The sequence below is a fragment of the Kordiimonas lacus genome (genome assembly GCF_001550055.1).
GTDB classification, from domain to species: domain Bacteria; phylum Pseudomonadota; class Alphaproteobacteria; order Sphingomonadales; family Kordiimonadaceae; genus Kordiimonas; species Kordiimonas lacus.
Genome location: NZ_LRUA01000003.1, coordinates 100,594 through 114,679 on the forward strand (window position 1 = coordinate 100,594; position 14,086 = coordinate 114,679).

Sequence of the window (14,086 nt, forward strand, 5' to 3'; positions counted from 1 at the left end):
TGTAAAAGTCAATTCACGGGATTAAGATTAGATTAAAGGGGCAAAATTTCAGCGCGAAGCCACCACCGGCACGTCTTCGAGGTCGGTAATTGCCAGCTCTTTCAGATACATATGCACGCGGCCCATATCGGTCTGCACTTCTGCCCGCACTGGCACCAGATAGCCGCCATCGCCCTTGGGCATCACCCAGAATTTGGGCGGCATGTCGTCATCCTCGCCGTTCTTTTCAGCTTTGCGGCGGCGCTTCTCACGCTCCTTTTCAAGCTTCTTCTTCTCTTTTTCAGTCAGGATGCGCTTGCCCGCCACCAGCTCGCCGCCGATGGTGCATTCATGAGCCTCGCCTGCAAAGTCCGAGTGGCGGCTGTCCGATATCTCTACCAGCTCAGGCCCGCAACTGACCTGCCACTCAAACACCATGGCGCCGTCAAACACCTGGATGGTGAAGGGCTCAGCAGCCTGGGCTTCTGTGATGCGGGCGCGCAACAACGCAATCGCCAGCGAAGCCGGGTCCGGGCCACGGCGCAGTTCAGTTGGCACCTCTTCGCGCGGGTATTTCTTTTCCCATTTTTCCGGCCAGTCCTGCTCGATTTCCTTGAGCATGCCGTCCGGCGCGAACCGGAGCGTACGCATATAATCCTCACCGTCCCAGCGGCCGGCAGAGATATATTCGCGTGGCAGGATATCACCGTCCACCAGGCTGCCGTTCGATCTCAGCTCGCTGCGGCCGTTGGCGAACAGCTTAGCCAGCCCCCGCATGCGAAAATCAATCGCCAGGTCGTAGCTTTCAGGTGCCAGGTCGGCGCGGGCTTCGGCGGTCGACACCAAAAGCCCCTTCCAGATGAAATCATAGGTCACTTCAAGCCGCTCGGCGGCCATGGCCTGCCCGCCACCGGCCACAGCCAGCAACGTCCCCGTCATCATGCCAATATATGTCTTCATTGGGTCCACTTCCCACTTCCCGAAACCAACAGTGCTGCAAATTCGTGAACTCTGCAACAGATGGATGGTTTAGCAGAATTGGGGCGATATCACGGCCCGGGCGGAACATTCTCTAGCGCCCCGCCTCTAGCGACTTTCTGTGCCGCGCTCCGCCCCCGCCATCGTCAGCTTGCTGAGGTAAAGGCCAACAAGGCCCTTCTCACTTGGCACTTGGGCGCGCACCGGCATCAGGCGGTCGCCCTCGCCCATGGCCATCAGCCACACTTTGGGGGTTACCTCATCAAGGTCCACCGTCTGGCGGCGGCCCCGCGGGCCACGGGTGACCATTTTTTTCGGCTTTTCTTCCTTCAGAAGCTTGCCGGCCACGGTTGTGGTCCTGAGCGCGCATTCAAAAGCCTGCCCGGTGATGGACGAATGCTTGGACTGGCTCAGCATCACGGGCGTCGAAGCACAGCCCAGCTGCCAGTCCACCACGGCTTCCCCGTCGAAGCTTCTGAGCATGATCGGCTGGCCCATGTCCTCCGCGCTGAAATTCACCGGGTTCTGCATCAGGGACACAAAAAGTGACGCCGGGTCGGGCCCGGTTTTCATGTCTTCCGGCACGGCCTCGCGCGCGTTTTCCTTCAACCAGTCTTCTGGGCGGGTGGCTTCAAACGCGGCCAGCTGGCCGTCGGCGCCGTAGCGCAATTTTTGTGAAAAGGCATCGCCGTCCCAATAGCCGTCCGCGTCCAAACTCTCAGGCTGCACACCGCCATCCGGCAACAATTGCCCGGATATCTCAAAAGTGCCGTGCCCACCGGTGGCCATTTTAAGGAGGCCATGGGTCTTGATATTGATGCCGAGGAAATAGCGGCCTTCATCCAGTTCGGTCACGGTTTCCGCCGTTGAGACGTGAAAACCCTTCCAGATTAAATCATAGGTGGCCTCGATTCTCTCGGGCGCTGCAAATGTGGGGGTGGTAAGGCCGAAAAGGCCAAAGGCGGCAAGGGACAGCAAAAAGCGCATGGTACGATCCTCGTAACAAGTGTGCTCCCTTACCAATCTCTATATTCAAGAATAGGGCCAAAAATCTGGTTAAGAAGTGCAGACAATTGTAGGGGTCAGCCCCACACCAGCGGCAGCAGCACCGCTGTGGCGAGGCCATTTGCGGTCATGGCGAAGGCCGCCGCCGCGCCCATGGTGCGTGAGAGGCGCACGGCCTCAGCGGTGCCAATGGCGTGCCCGGCGGTGCCGAGCGCGAGCCCGGTGGCCACGTCATCATCCACCCCCAGTGCGCGCAACAGCCCCGGCCCCACGAGGGCTGCAAAAAGCCCGGTGATCACCACCACCGCCGCGGCGATGGAGGGCACGCCGCCAATGCTGCCCGCCACCGTGACGGCCATGGGCGTGGTGATGGATTTGGTGCCAAGGCTGGCGATGATTTCCGGGGAAGCCTGCAAAAGCATAGCGGGCACCAGCGCGCTCATGACGCCTGCAATGGACCCTCCGGCCACCGCGGCCAGGACCGCACGTTTGTTGGCTTTCACAGCGCCCCAGCTGCGGTAGAGAGGCACCGCCAGCCCGACCACCGCAGCCGCCAGGAAAATGTGGAAAAACTGGGTGTCCGCCACATAGGCCATGAGGCCATCCTCATTAAGGCTGAACCAGCCCATAAGCGCCACAGACGGCAACAGGATCGGGTGGGCATAGGCCCGTTCACCCGCCCGGCCATAAAGCCAGTTGGCGGCCACGAACAGAAGGGCGGTCACAGCCGGCCACAGGGCGCCCGGGGTGGTCATGCCTGCCCCTTCCCGCGCACCAGCGCCCGGTACAGGAATGCCGTGACCAACAGGCCGACAAGCGTGCTGGCACTGACAGCCAGCAAGAGAACCAAGGGCGCCGACAGCACCAGCGCCTTGACGTCAAGAAGCGCCACAATGGGCGGGATAAACAACAGCGGGAAAATCCGGATCAGCGTGTCCGAGCCTGCGGCGATCACCTCGGGTACGCCGCGCCGCGCCAACAGGACGGCGGTGAGCAGCAGGAGCCCCAGGATCGGCGCGGGCAACGGCAGCGACAGGCTGCGCACCAGAAAGGCGGCGCCATACAGAAACGCCATCAGGATCAAGATACCAACCAGCGACCGCGCCACAAAACCTCCCGCACAACAATAAGGAACGGGATAAACCCTAGGGCTTATCCCGCTGCCGTCAATGCCCTTGTTCCGGGTTTGCTAGCCTGCGCGGACGCGGGCCAGGAAGCTGTCTGTCTGGTTTGTCAGCGTGCCTGCAAGCGCCTCAAGCTGCTCGATCGCCGCCAGCACGCTCACGGCCGCCTCTTCGCTTGAGCGCGCGCTGCCTTCGACCGACTGCGCGTCCTCTGCCGCGGTGCGCGTGCCCGCGGACGCCTGCTTCACCGAATTGGCGATATCATGGGTGGCGGCGTCCTGTTCCTCGACCGCCGCTGCAATGGCGCTTGATCCGTGGTTGATGGACTTGATCACCTCTGCGATCGAACGCATGGCCGCCACGGCGCCTTCGGTGGCTTCCTGCACAGCGCCGATGCGTTCGTGAATGCCTTCGGCCGCCTGCGCGGACTGTCCCGCCAGGTTCTTCACCTCGGTCGCAACAACGGCAAAGCCCTTGCCCACCTCGCCTGCGCGCGCGGCCTCGATGGTGGCGTTGAGCGCGAGGAGGTTGGTCTGTTCCGCGATTTCGGTGATCAGATGCACCACACCGCCAATTTCCTGCGCCCGTTCCGATAGTAGCGCAATCTGGCTGGAGACCGCTTCGGATTTCTCCACCGCTTCGCCTGTCAGCCGGGTGCTTTGGTCCACCTGCTGGGCGATCTCGGACGTTGAAGAGGACAGTTCCGTGGCAGCCCCGGAAACGGATTCCACATTGTTCGAGGCATCCATGGTGGCGCTGGCGATGCGCGCCGCGCTGTCCATGCCGGTGCGGGCCTGCGCCTGCATGTGGGCAGCGGTTTCCTTGATGGAGACAGACATGTCAGCCACCTCGCGTACGATCTCCTGCACACTGCCTTCAAATTCCTGCGCCAACGCTTGCAGCATGGCGCGCTTTTCTTCCGCCAACCGGGCTTCCTGGTCGGCCTGTTCGGCCCTCAGCGCGTCAGCCTCTTCTTTCGCGGCCAGCGCTTCAAGGGCTGCGGCCTTGGCCTCGTCAGCCGCACCATTGGCGCGGTCCTCGGCCTCGCGGGCCTTCTCGGTTTCCGCCACGGCGAGCGCATGCTGGTCCTGCACCTGCACAAACAGGCCCTGCACCAGGTTCGTGACCCAGAAAAGCCCGGCAGACAGCACCAGGAAGGCCACGGCTTCAAACCCGGCTTCCAGCATGCCGCTTTCGGCCCCCAGCACATAGGCCGGCGCCACAAGCGTACCCACAAGCACATAAAGCACCGTTGCCCCGCTGGCCGTTGCCAGCGTGCGCCAACAGAAGGTGGACGACAGAAGCGCAATCACGGTGGCGAAATAAAGATGCACATCCTTTTGCCAGGCATGGCCTTCATACAGCGCCACCAGCGCGCCGGAGGTCAGCACCATGGCCACCGCCAGCACCATGCGCCCCACCCGGGGTGGCGACGCCAGCTTCACAGCCGCGGTCGCCAGCGCGGAAAGCCCGGCAATGATGCCGGTGATCAGCCACATGTCATCGCTGCCGGACCACCAGCCGTGCACAAGCGCCGCCGGCACGTGCGCCCACAAGAACAGCACAAGAATTTGCACGACCCGGGCGCGGATGCCGTCAAGGCCTTCGAATGTCTCGTTCATCAACTAACCCCCAATAGATATGTCTGGTTGAAACCTGTTCGGCACCATAAAAACGGGCCGGTAAACGAAGCGTAAACCACTGCCGCCTGCCCAAGCGACCGATTGACGCAGCTGGTCATCCCTTCCTTGCCATCCGTTCTTGCCTGCCATCCATTCAACTCAATGGGCCTTGACGCAATGCACCACGGCACCATTTCAGATGCATTAAGGGAGACTAAATATGTTCAGGATTTTCTTTGAGGACATTGACGTAGGTCAAAAGGATGCATTTGGCAGTTATGAGGTGACAAAAGAGGAAGTCATCGACTTCGCGTCCAAATATGACCCCCAGCCTTTCCACCTGGATGAAGAGGTCGCCAAACAGTCTGTCTTCGGCGCACTGTGCGCATCCGGCTGGCACACCTGCGCCATGATGATGCGCATGATGGTGGACCACATGAAGGACAAGGGCCTCGCCGGCCTGGGCAGCCCGGGCATTGACGGCATTGAGTGGAAACGCCCCGTATTCCCCGGCGATGTGCTTTCAATCGAAAGCGAATATACCGCCAAACGCGACAGCAAAAGCCGCCCGAACCTGGGTTTGGTGAAATCAGCCTACAAGGTGAAGAACCAGAAAGGCGAGGTTGTGATGACCATGCGCGGCAACGCCATGGTCGCCAAAAGGGGGTAGGCGGCCGCTCCCTTGCCTTCAACAGTATGTCCCTCTATGAAGAAGGAAGTTACTGATGGGGGCCTCTATGATCTTACGTGCGTTGACAAGCTTGTTTCTCGCCATTTTTCTGGCATCAAATACTGGTCGAGCTGAGGTCCCACCTCCTGTTATAGAATTTGTCAGCATTGATCGCGCTTTCTCAATCTCCCGGCAAACCGATACACAAAACTTGCTCAAGCGGCTGCAGGAATCCCCGTTAGGTGACGATGATATTCGCCAGGAACTTATTGACAAAAAGGATGAAATTCCTCCGGCCTTCCTTTTTCACCTGGCAGAACGCACTTTCCCGATCAATAAAACCCAAGCCATTGAATGGTATTGGCTGGGGTTCATTCGCGCTCGCCTAGATGCAGTGCTTTGTGCTGATACAACCGCGGCGCAAGGCGTAAGTTTTCTTCCCGGGTTTGCCAGGTCTGTCTCAAAGTATGTTCGAGACAACCCAAAAGATGCTGGCGAAGCCGGACTGAGGGTGTTGAACGGCCCAGACTTATTGGCGAGCAAGGCTTCGCCGTGGTGGATATGCTCCCATGGTATCCGCGCCATGAATAATGCCATTAAAGGGGCACTGAGGAAGAAATTATCTCCAGAGGAAGTTGAAGCATTAGGTCTGCCACTGGGGACCGACCCGGCAGAGGCACTAGCTTGGCTTATCCCTGAGGCGGAAATGGCCGCACGATACAAAAAAATATTGGACGGTACCCGATCAACCTTCGAAAGGCTAACCCAGCCAACAGAGGAAACTGTTGAAAAACTGACATTGAAAGCGGTCCCAAACCTGATTTCGACCGATCGCGCTATCGTGAATCTCTTTTGGGCGAATGATGGTAGCCTGCTTTTACTTGAGAGTATTCCAAGGGAGCCACGCGTGCTCCATAAATGGGATGGAACATCACTCGAGCCAATGTACGAAGACATTGGCATCAGGTTCTGTTTCGCCGATGACTATATATCCTACAGCCCCAAACCACTCCAAAAAGACGGCCCAAAACCCAAATACGACCCCACGGCGCCGAAAAAACTGACAATCAAAGAAGGGCGTTTAGGCAGGCGACTAAAGACCACCGAAGTAAAATACACTGAACGCTCAGTGGCATCAGGTGGTTTCCAATCCGGACCCGCCCGCAGTCCCGGCTTTGCCCGTCTTGGTCAAAGTTCTCTCACGTGTAAGTGGATAAGGACACCAGACAGTGGAGACCTCCCGCAAAACGCCAACATAATCATGGACCTGGGACGCCGCCGAGGCTTGCTGGAATCGGTGAAAGACGGGACCTATCACTATCCGTTCCAGCAAACCGAAGCGGTGAAAATCTCTGATCAAACTTTCCCGCTACGCTGCATGAAATATTTGCACTTCGCAGACGCTATTCAGATGCTGGCCTGCCCCTACGCCTATGTCGATTACAAAGGCAGGAAGCAAGGCCAAGGACTGAAGAATGTTTCCTTGCTTCGTGTCCAGAACGAAGTCGCGAACCTTGAAACCATCAACTTCGACGAAATTCCCGGAGAACGTGGAAACACACAAACCCTGTACACCAAACGCGGCATCATAAGACTGATGCCTAGCAGGCATACAGTCGTTGGTAAAAAAGCCGGAGGCCTGTATTTTTGGACAGACGGGCAGTGGAAAAAGATTTGGGAGGGGTTCCCACTTTTCGGCGACGTCAGTGCAGATGGCTGCCATATTGCTTTCAGCGCAGGGGACAGGCCCAACGGCATGCAAAAAGTGACAGAGGTTCGGGCACTGGACATATGTGAAGCCTTGCCCGGAGCGGGTTAGGCTCCATCCAGCTCAACTTCTGCGCCGCCCCTTCAACCGGAACGCCATCAAGCCCAGATAGATCGCGCCGTAGACAAGCGGTTCGAGCTGGAAGCCTTTGCGCATCATGAAGAAGTGGATCACCGCCAGCGGGGCGATGATGTAGACGAGCTTATGGAGCCGCTGCCAGCGCTTGGCGCCCAGGCGTTTGATCATGCCCTTGGTGCTGGTGATCGCCATGGGGGTGAGAAGCACGAAGGCGGTCATGCCCACGGTGATATAAACCCGCTTGACGATATCCGCCCACAGGCCCGCCCAGTCCCACAGAAGGTCCAGCCACAGGTAGCTGAGGATATGGGTGCAGACATAAAAATAAGCGAACAGCCCCAGCATGCGCCGGAACAGGATCGGCTTGGGGGACTTGAGGATTCTCGAAAACGGCGTGAGCGCGAGGGATATCAGAAGGAACCTGAGCGCCCAGTCCCCCGAAAAGCGGTTGGATGTCTCATTGGGGTTGAACCCCAGGTCATGCGGCTGGCCGGCGAACGCCTGCCACCAGTTGAAGGCAAGCCACGCGAAGGGGATAAGGCAGGCGGCAAACACGATGGGTTTGCCAAAGCGCCTGAGGTTTTGAACGCTGACTATCTGCATTAAATTTCCTGTATCGCACCATCAGGCATAGGCTTGGTCTTTCTCATCAAGCACGTCATGCCGTGCCCTGCCGCAGGCAGGTTACGACACGGCATCCAGAAACAATAAAGTGTCTTCGCCTTTGGCGAAGGCTTTGTGCGTTTCCTGGACCCCGGATCGTCTCCGGCGCATACGCGCCGGGTCCGGGGTGACACATAGAAGCCTGCATCAATAATATCTCTTCAGGTCCATGCCGTCATACATATGCGCCACCTGCTCCTCGTAGCCGTTGAACATCAGCGTCTTGCGTTTGCCGAACTCGCCAATGCGGCGCTCTGACGCCTGGCTCCAGCGCGGGTGGTTCACAGTCGGGTTCACGTTGGAATAGAAACCATATTCTTTTGGCGCAGATACGTTCCAGCTGGTTTTCGGTTCCGTGTCGGTGAAGTGGATGCGCACGATGGATTTGATGGACTTGAAACCGTATTTCCACGGCACCACAAGGCGGATGGGCGCGCCATTCTGGTTCGGCAGTTCCTTGCCGTAAAGGCCGACCGCCAGGAAGGCGAGCTCGTTCATCGCTTCGTCCATCCTCAGCCCTTCGCGGTAGGGCCAATCCAGCACGTTGAAGAAGCTTTTCACGCCCGGCATCTGGTCTTTGTCTGCCAGCGTTTCGAACGCGACATATTTGGCGCCCGACTGCGGCCCGTATTTCTTGAGCACGCTTGAGAGCGGCACGCCGATCCATGGGATCACCATCGACCAGGCTTCGACGCACCTCAGGCGGTAGATACGTTCCTCGAGCGCGTTATAGTCGATCAGGTCCTCAAGCGCGTAGGTGCCGGGCTTGTCCACCATGCCGTCAACGCGCACAGACCACGGCGCCACCTGAAGCCGCCAGGCGTTCTCGGACGGGTCGCCCTTGCCGGTGCCGAATTCATAGAAATTATTATAGTTGGTCACCGCGTCATAGGGCGTCGGTGTTTCGCCGGGGTCGAAAGCGGTTTTGGCGTGCGGCAGGGTCTTGAGCGACCGGTCTGTCGCGGCCTGAAGCGCGCCGGTGCCCACCAGCGCCGCCGCACCCACAAGCGCGCCCGCGCCCGTCATGAAGCGCCGCCTGTCCAGATACACCGCCTCGGGGGTTACGTCATTTTCGCTTAGGCGCCAGCTTTTCGTCCGCTTGATCAACATCTCATACTCCGGTTGTTTGGTACCTAATACCTAGCAAAGCTTTTGATCCGGTCCAGTCACGCTTTGGTGCGCATGATGTGAGCAAAAAAGAACCGCGCTATCGTGTCCCTGAAACACAAAACTTGGAAACTGCCTGTTCGAGTCAGGAACCTGGGGAGCGAGTGTACCATCAGGACGTAAAGTAATAGCCAAACGTGTGTTCTTTTCCTTTAAAAGGCTTGCAAAAGGCCCCTCATTCGCTAACTATTTGGGCACAGATCGGGGGGTCGGCTGCGAGAAAAAATACGGCAAACCGCCGTGTTCCATTGCATTCCAGACCGTCAGTGAAGCGGGTAGCCTTGTGGATGTGCCTGCGACGCCATCCCGGCAAGGATTTTTCGCCAATGGATTTGGCCTGAAGTTTAGGGTTTAGAAGGCCAGTAACTGAATGACGAACGCGCTCGAACAGCTTCAACATTCGAAAGCAACGCAGCAGCTGATTCAGTTCTGGCTGAACCTGCCCCGCCCTGAGGGCAGCGTGTGTCCAAGGCGATCAGACTTTTCGTCAGCCCAGATCAACGGTTCCATTTCTGAAGTCTTCCTCAGCGAATGGGAAGACGCGGAAATCCTCCGCGTGGTGCAGGCCGGCACGGTGCTGGACCGCCATATCGGCATCGACATGACCGGCAAGAACATCTTCGATATGACGCCCGAGGAACTGGTGGAAGACGAGCGCGCTTATTATAAAGCGCTCAGGGACCAGCCCTGCGCCGGCATGATTACCCGCAGCATGATCAACTTTGCCGACGTGCCGTTTGTCTATCGCACCATTCAGCTACCGCTTCTGGACCCGTTCGGCAACGTCCGTCATTTTGTCGGCACCGGGGTGGTGCTTAGTGAAGAAGACACCGAACGGGAATTCGGTCGCCGCTGCTTCCGCCGCACCCGGCTCGTCGAACGCCACTTCTTCGATATCGGTGCCGGACTGCCGCCACCGGAGAAAGCCGGCCAGCTGAGCCAGGGCGGCCCGCTGCATTCGCCAGAACCAAGAGATTAGCCCCCCTTTCCGCCGAATGAAAAACGGGCACTACCTGTGTGCCCGTCGTGTGCCCTTTTGGGTGCTCTGTGCCCTACCCGGGCGCCCTCAGCGCTGGAAGTCGTACACGCTGCCGAGCTTCAGGATTTGCGTCAGCTCATCCATTGCTTTGAAGCTTTCCTCCATCAGCTGCGGATCAGCCAGATCCTCAAGCGCAACCCGGTCCCGGTAATGCTTGTTCGCCCAAACCTTCAGTGTTTCCAACAGCTTATCGTCCAGAATGCTGTTTGATCCCATGGCCGAAATATCGTCGTCTGACATGGCAACACGCAGGCGCAGGCACGCCGGCCCGCCGCCGTTGCGCATGCTCTGGCGCACGTCCAGATAGTCCGCGTGGCGGATCGGCCCGCCGGATCTAACCAGCTGATCCACATACGCTTTTGTGGATGGCGTCTCTTCAACTTCGGTCGGTAGGATGAGTGTCATACCGTCTCGGGATGGCGCAGAAATCAGCTGGCTGTTGAACAGGTAGCTTTTCACCGCGTCGCCAATCGGCACCGCGCTTGCGGGTACGCGCACGAACTGCATTTCCACGTCGCCCATCGCCGCCTGGATGTCGCGGTCCAGCTGATCCGGGTCCTCGAACGCCTGTTCGTGATAGAAATGCACATTCTTGTTCGACACCGCCACCACGTCATTATGGAAGGCGCCGGCGTTGATCGCTGCCGGATTCTGCCGCACAAACAAGGTCTTATCGGCTTTTGTCGCATGCATGCGGGCGATGGCCCGGCTGGCTTCTTCGGTCTGGCGGCCCGGGTATGTCAGGTCTGCGGCATTCTCGAAGGCGCCCCTACCGTAAACATAAAGCGCCACGCCCGCCTCGCCATAATCAGCGCAGAAACGGCTGTGGTTGGCCGCGCCCTCATCGCCCATATGGGTGCCGCCCACCAGCGGTTCATGGTGCGCGAACCGCTCGCCTTCCGGGAACATCACCTTGAGGATACGCGCCGTCACCCGTGCTTCGATCGACCGGTGGTACATGGCCGCAAGGTTCGCGGGGGTAAAGTGGGTCTTGCCGTCGGCGGTGTCTGGCGCCGGGCTGATGGTGGCCGCGTTCGCTGTCCACATGGTGGCCGAAGAGCACACATTGGCCATCAGCGCCGGGCTTGCTTTCCAGGCCGCGGCAACCATCTCGGCGTCCGTGCCGGTGAAACCGTGGTCGCGAAGGGTTTTCAGGTGCGGGCGGTCGTGGGGCGGCAGAACGCCCTGTGTCATGCCCAAACTGCGCAGGTGGTTGGCTTTTTCAAGCCCCTGCAACACGCCTTCGCGCGGGTTCGCCGCCATGCCCTTGTGCTTCGCCGATGCCACGTTGCCGTAGGAAAGGCCGGCATAATTGTGGGTTGGGCCAACGATGCCGTCAAAATTTACTTCACGCCAAGCCATCAGCCTTCTCCTTCACTGAAATTGAGGCCGGTAGGCAGCGCGCCTACGGCTACCTTGCCTTCAGCCTGCTCCATCGTGGCCACGCCGTAGGAGCAATAGTCCGCGGCATAATAGGCACTTGGCCGATGGTTGCCTGACAGGCCGATGCCGCCGAACGGTGCCGTGGAAGCGGCGCCCGTCAGCTGCTGGTTCCAGTTCACAATGCCAGCCTTGGCCCGCGGATAGAAGGCGTCATAGTTGGCCCGGTTGTCCGAAATCAACCCGGACGCCAGCCCGAAGCGGGTGTTGTTGGCCTCACGGATCGCGGCCTCGAAGTCCGGCACGCGAATGAGCTGCAGGAAAGGGCCGAAGACTTCTTCGTCTGGCCGGTCAGCAACATCTGTCACATCCATCAGGCCCGGCGCGAGGTATGCGGCGCCGCGGTCCAGGCGTTCCACACGGCGGATGACCTTGCCGCCAGCGGCTTCAAGGGCTTCCTGCGCCTTCAGAACATTGTCGGCGGCATGGCCGCTCACCACCGGGCCCATATAGGGCTGCGGGTCGTCGTTCCAGGCGCCAACGGTGATGCCGTCGATGGCGCGGGTCAGCGTATCGATAAAGGCGTCGCCTTCAGCGCCCACCGGCACGATCAGGCGGCGCGCGCAGGTGCAGCGCTGGCCCGAGCTGATAAAGGCGCTCTGTACCGTCATCACGGCGGCAGCGGCGTGATCCTCCACTTCATGGACGATCAGCGGGTTGTTGCCGCCAAGCTCCAGCGCCTGAATCACATTGGGGCGGTCCACCAGTTCGCGGGCGATGATTTGCCCGGTGCGGGCACTGCCCGTGAACAGGAGGCCATCGATTTGTTTGTTGGCGATCAGCGCAGCGCCCGTGTCGCGCGCGCCCTGCACCAGATTCAGGACACCCTTCGGCAGCCCGGCATCATCCCAGCATTTCACCATCAGTTCCGCCACGGCAGGCGTTAGCTCGCTGGGTTTGAACACGATTGTGTTGCCCGCGATCAACGCCGGTACGATATGACCGTTCGGCAGATGACCGGGGAAATTATAGGGCCCAAAGACGGCCATCACACCGTGCGGCCGGTGCGCGAGCTTGGAGCGGATCGCGCCGTTCAGGGCTTCCTTGAAGCCCGTGCGCTCGTCGTAAGCCTTCAGGCTGATCTCAATCTTGTTGGCCATGGCCGTGGCTTCGCCGGTGGCGTCCCACAACGTCTTGCCGGCGTCCTTGGCGACCAGCTCTGCCATCTCGGCTTTGCGCTCGCCCAGAATTTCAGCATAGCGGCGGGCGATGGCAACGCGGTCCTCGAACGGGGTCATCGCCCAGCCATCTGCCATGCGTGCGGCGGCGGCCACAGCGGCGTCAACCTGCTCTGACGTTGCCGCGCGCCCTGTCCAGATCACCGCGCCGTCAGCGGGGTTTACCGAACGAAATTCTTCACCAGCGCCCTCTGTCCAGGCGCCGTCGATAAAGTGTGTCATGTTTGAACTCCTTACTCTGCCAGCTGCGCCGGTACACGGCGGCCGATGGGTGCGTAAAGGATCGGATCCCCCGCCTTCAGGTTCAACGCGCTTGCCGCTTCCTCCGGCACCCAGATGCCGCTGGTGCCTTGAACCACATTGGTCAACACCACGCGGAAATCGTCAAGCGACGGGTTGCAGGCCATATGAAGCGGGTCATGCCCGCCGCCTTCAACCGTGCCGCCGAGCTCACCCGCCACGCTTTTACGGCAGGTCCAGATGCCGCGTTTGTGCACTTCAAGCGCGGGGCCGCCATCAAAGATGTCGACCGAACGGGAGAAGCGGAAACCTTCTTTCTTAAGAAGTTTGATCGCCGGGCGCGCGCTGTCGTGCGGTTTGCCAATCACGGCCTTGGCTTCTTCCGGCAGCAGTGCCGTATAAATCGGGAACTTGGGCATCAGGTCAGAAATGAACTGGCTGTTGCCCATGCCGTTGATGCGGTCTGCGGTCTTGAAATCCATGCCGAAGAAATGGCGGCCCAGAGCTTCCCAGAAGGGCGAGTTGCCGTCTTCATCCACCCAGCCGCGGATCTCGGAAATCACCTGGTCGGAGAAACGGTCCGGGTGTGCTGCCATAAGAAGATAGCGCGCCTTGGACATCAGCTTGCCGAGGTTATCACGGCGATAGTCTTCATCCAGGAACAGGGTTGCCACTTCGGTGGCGCCAACAAAATCGTTCGACAGCTGCAACAGTTCCGTATCCACGCGCATTTCCGGCTCGTGGCTCACCTGCGTCTGATGCAGGATGCGGTAACTATAGAAAGGCTTGTCGAGGCCCACACCCACGATCAGGGCACTTGTGCCAACAATCTTGCCCTCTTTCGGGTCTTCCATCACCAGGAGATAGCTGGCTTTCTTGTTCATGTCTGGCGTGTTTGAGAAGGCCTCCATGGATTCCCTGATTTTTGCCTCAAGCGCCTTTTTATCGACAGGCAAGGTCGTCAGACCCGTGCCTGTTTTTTTGGCGAGCGCCTGCAGGCCATCAAGATCTTTCAATCGTGCTGGTCGCACCACATACATGTGCCATATCCCTCAATTAGTGTCCGGGCAGCATTTCAGGGCCCCGGTTGCCTAAGCGGCCTTTTGGCCTTGTCTTCCAAACCTCAGTGACGCGC

At 59.4% G+C, this 14,086-nt stretch carries 13 protein-coding genes; 3 read left to right on the forward strand and 10 right to left on the reverse strand.

Features of this window, described 5'->3' with window-relative positions:
- Positions 1-48: 48 nt before the first annotated feature.
- The 5 genes from KORLAC_RS04015 to KORLAC_RS04035 form a co-directional block, all read right to left on the reverse strand.
- The gene (locus KORLAC_RS04015; protein WP_068303451.1) at positions 49-939 is read right to left on the reverse strand and encodes a DUF3108 domain-containing protein; all 891 of its coding nucleotides are present in this window, start codon (positions 937-939) and stop codon (positions 49-51) included.
- A gap of 126 nt (positions 940-1,065) precedes the next feature.
- Positions 1,066-1,944: a DUF3108 domain-containing protein gene (locus KORLAC_RS04020; protein WP_068303455.1), complete on the reverse strand. Its 879-nt coding sequence runs from the start codon at positions 1,942-1,944 to the stop codon at positions 1,066-1,068.
- Between the two features lie 95 nt (positions 1,945-2,039).
- Positions 2,040-2,717 carry an LrgB family protein gene (locus KORLAC_RS04025; protein WP_068303458.1) on the reverse strand — a complete coding sequence of 226 codons (678 nt, stop codon included), beginning with the start codon at positions 2,715-2,717 and terminating at the stop codon, positions 2,040-2,042.
- The gene (locus tag KORLAC_RS04030; RefSeq protein WP_068303461.1) at positions 2,714-3,070 is read right to left on the reverse strand and encodes a CidA/LrgA family protein; all 357 of its coding nucleotides are present in this window, start codon (positions 3,068-3,070) and stop codon (positions 2,714-2,716) included. Before KORLAC_RS04030 ends, KORLAC_RS04025 begins: the two co-directional genes overlap by 4 nt.
- Positions 3,071-3,151: 81 nt before the next feature.
- Complete coding sequence (locus KORLAC_RS04035) at positions 3,152-4,708, reverse strand: methyl-accepting chemotaxis protein (protein ID WP_068303465.1); 1,557 nt, start codon at positions 4,706-4,708, stop codon at positions 3,152-3,154.
- 220 nt (positions 4,709-4,928) lie between these two features.
- On the opposite strand from KORLAC_RS04035, the gene KORLAC_RS04040 reads away from it, so the two are divergent.
- Entirely contained in the window at positions 4,929-5,378 is a 450-nt protein-coding gene (locus KORLAC_RS04040; RefSeq protein ID WP_068303468.1) for a MaoC family dehydratase, read from the forward strand.
- A gap of 67 nt (positions 5,379-5,445) precedes the next feature.
- Entirely contained in the window at positions 5,446-7,197 is a 1,752-nt protein-coding gene (locus KORLAC_RS04045) for a hypothetical protein (RefSeq protein WP_139167690.1), read from the forward strand.
- Positions 7,198-7,209: 12 nt separating this feature from the next.
- Here the strand turns inward: KORLAC_RS04045 and KORLAC_RS04050 are convergent, their stop codons facing one another.
- A complete protein-coding gene (locus KORLAC_RS04050) occupies positions 7,210-7,827 on the reverse strand; it encodes a protein-methionine-sulfoxide reductase heme-binding subunit MsrQ (RefSeq protein WP_068303473.1) in 618 nt (205 codons plus the stop codon).
- Between the two features lie 207 nt (positions 7,828-8,034).
- Entirely contained in the window at positions 8,035-8,997 is a 963-nt protein-coding gene (msrP, locus tag KORLAC_RS04055) for a protein-methionine-sulfoxide reductase catalytic subunit MsrP (protein ID WP_068303475.1), read from the reverse strand.
- A 427-nt stretch (positions 8,998-9,424) separates the two neighbouring features.
- On the opposite strand from msrP, the gene KORLAC_RS04060 reads away from it, so the two are divergent.
- The gene (locus tag KORLAC_RS04060; protein WP_068303480.1) at positions 9,425-10,033 is read left to right on the forward strand and encodes a PAS domain-containing protein; all 609 of its coding nucleotides are present in this window, start codon (positions 9,425-9,427) and stop codon (positions 10,031-10,033) included.
- 87 nt (positions 10,034-10,120) lie between these two features.
- On the opposite strand, the gene astB is transcribed toward KORLAC_RS04060, so the two are convergent.
- From astB to KORLAC_RS04075, 3 genes are read right to left on the reverse strand one after another with little or no spacing between them, the layout of a single operon-like run.
- Positions 10,121-11,455 (reverse strand): N-succinylarginine dihydrolase, encoded by a 1,335-nt coding sequence (gene astB, locus KORLAC_RS04065; RefSeq protein ID WP_068303483.1) that lies wholly within the window; start codon positions 11,453-11,455, stop codon positions 10,121-10,123.
- Complete coding sequence (gene astD, locus KORLAC_RS04070) at positions 11,455-12,933, reverse strand: succinylglutamate-semialdehyde dehydrogenase (protein ID WP_068303486.1); 1,479 nt, start codon at positions 12,931-12,933, stop codon at positions 11,455-11,457. Before astD ends, astB begins: the two co-directional genes overlap by 1 nt.
- Before the next feature lie 11 nt (positions 12,934-12,944).
- Positions 12,945-13,991 carry an arginine N-succinyltransferase gene (locus KORLAC_RS04075; protein WP_068303489.1) on the reverse strand — a complete coding sequence of 349 codons (1,047 nt, stop codon included), beginning with the start codon at positions 13,989-13,991 and terminating at the stop codon, positions 12,945-12,947.
- Positions 13,992-14,086 lie beyond the last annotated feature (95 nt).

What these genes read in the sequence shown, in the direction of transcription:
- KORLAC_RS04015 (WP_068303451.1), bottom strand. Translation starts at nt 939, where the DNA reads ATGAAGACATATATTGGCATGATGACGGGGACGTTGCTGGCTGTGGCC.
- KORLAC_RS04020 (WP_068303455.1), bottom strand. Translation starts at nt 1,944, where the DNA reads ATGCGCTTTTTGCTGTCCCTTGCCGCCTTTGGCCTTTTCGGCCTTACC.
- KORLAC_RS04025 (WP_068303458.1), bottom strand. Translation starts at nt 2,717, where the DNA reads ATGACCACCCCGGGCGCCCTGTGGCCGGCTGTGACCGCCCTTCTGTTC.
- KORLAC_RS04035 (WP_068303465.1), bottom strand. Translation starts at nt 4,708, where the DNA reads ATGAACGAGACATTCGAAGGCCTTGACGGCATCCGCGCCCGGGTCGTG.
- KORLAC_RS04040 (WP_068303468.1), top strand. Translation starts at nt 4,929, where the DNA reads ATGTTCAGGATTTTCTTTGAGGACATTGACGTAGGTCAAAAGGATGCA.
- KORLAC_RS04045 (WP_139167690.1), top strand. Translation starts at nt 5,446, where the DNA reads ATGATCTTACGTGCGTTGACAAGCTTGTTTCTCGCCATTTTTCTGGCA.
- KORLAC_RS04050 (WP_068303473.1), bottom strand. Translation starts at nt 7,827, where the DNA reads ATGCAGATAGTCAGCGTTCAAAACCTCAGGCGCTTTGGCAAACCCATC.
- msrP (WP_068303475.1), bottom strand. Translation starts at nt 8,997, where the DNA reads ATGTTGATCAAGCGGACGAAAAGCTGGCGCCTAAGCGAAAATGACGTA.
- KORLAC_RS04060 (WP_068303480.1), top strand. Translation starts at nt 9,425, where the DNA reads ATGACGAACGCGCTCGAACAGCTTCAACATTCGAAAGCAACGCAGCAG.
- astB (WP_068303483.1), bottom strand. Translation starts at nt 11,455, where the DNA reads ATGGCTTGGCGTGAAGTAAATTTTGACGGCATCGTTGGCCCAACCCAC.
- astD (WP_068303486.1), bottom strand. Translation starts at nt 12,933, where the DNA reads ATGACACACTTTATCGACGGCGCCTGGACAGAGGGCGCTGGTGAAGAA.
- KORLAC_RS04075 (WP_068303489.1), bottom strand. Translation starts at nt 13,991, where the DNA reads ATGTATGTGGTGCGACCAGCACGATTGAAAGATCTTGATGGCCTGCAG.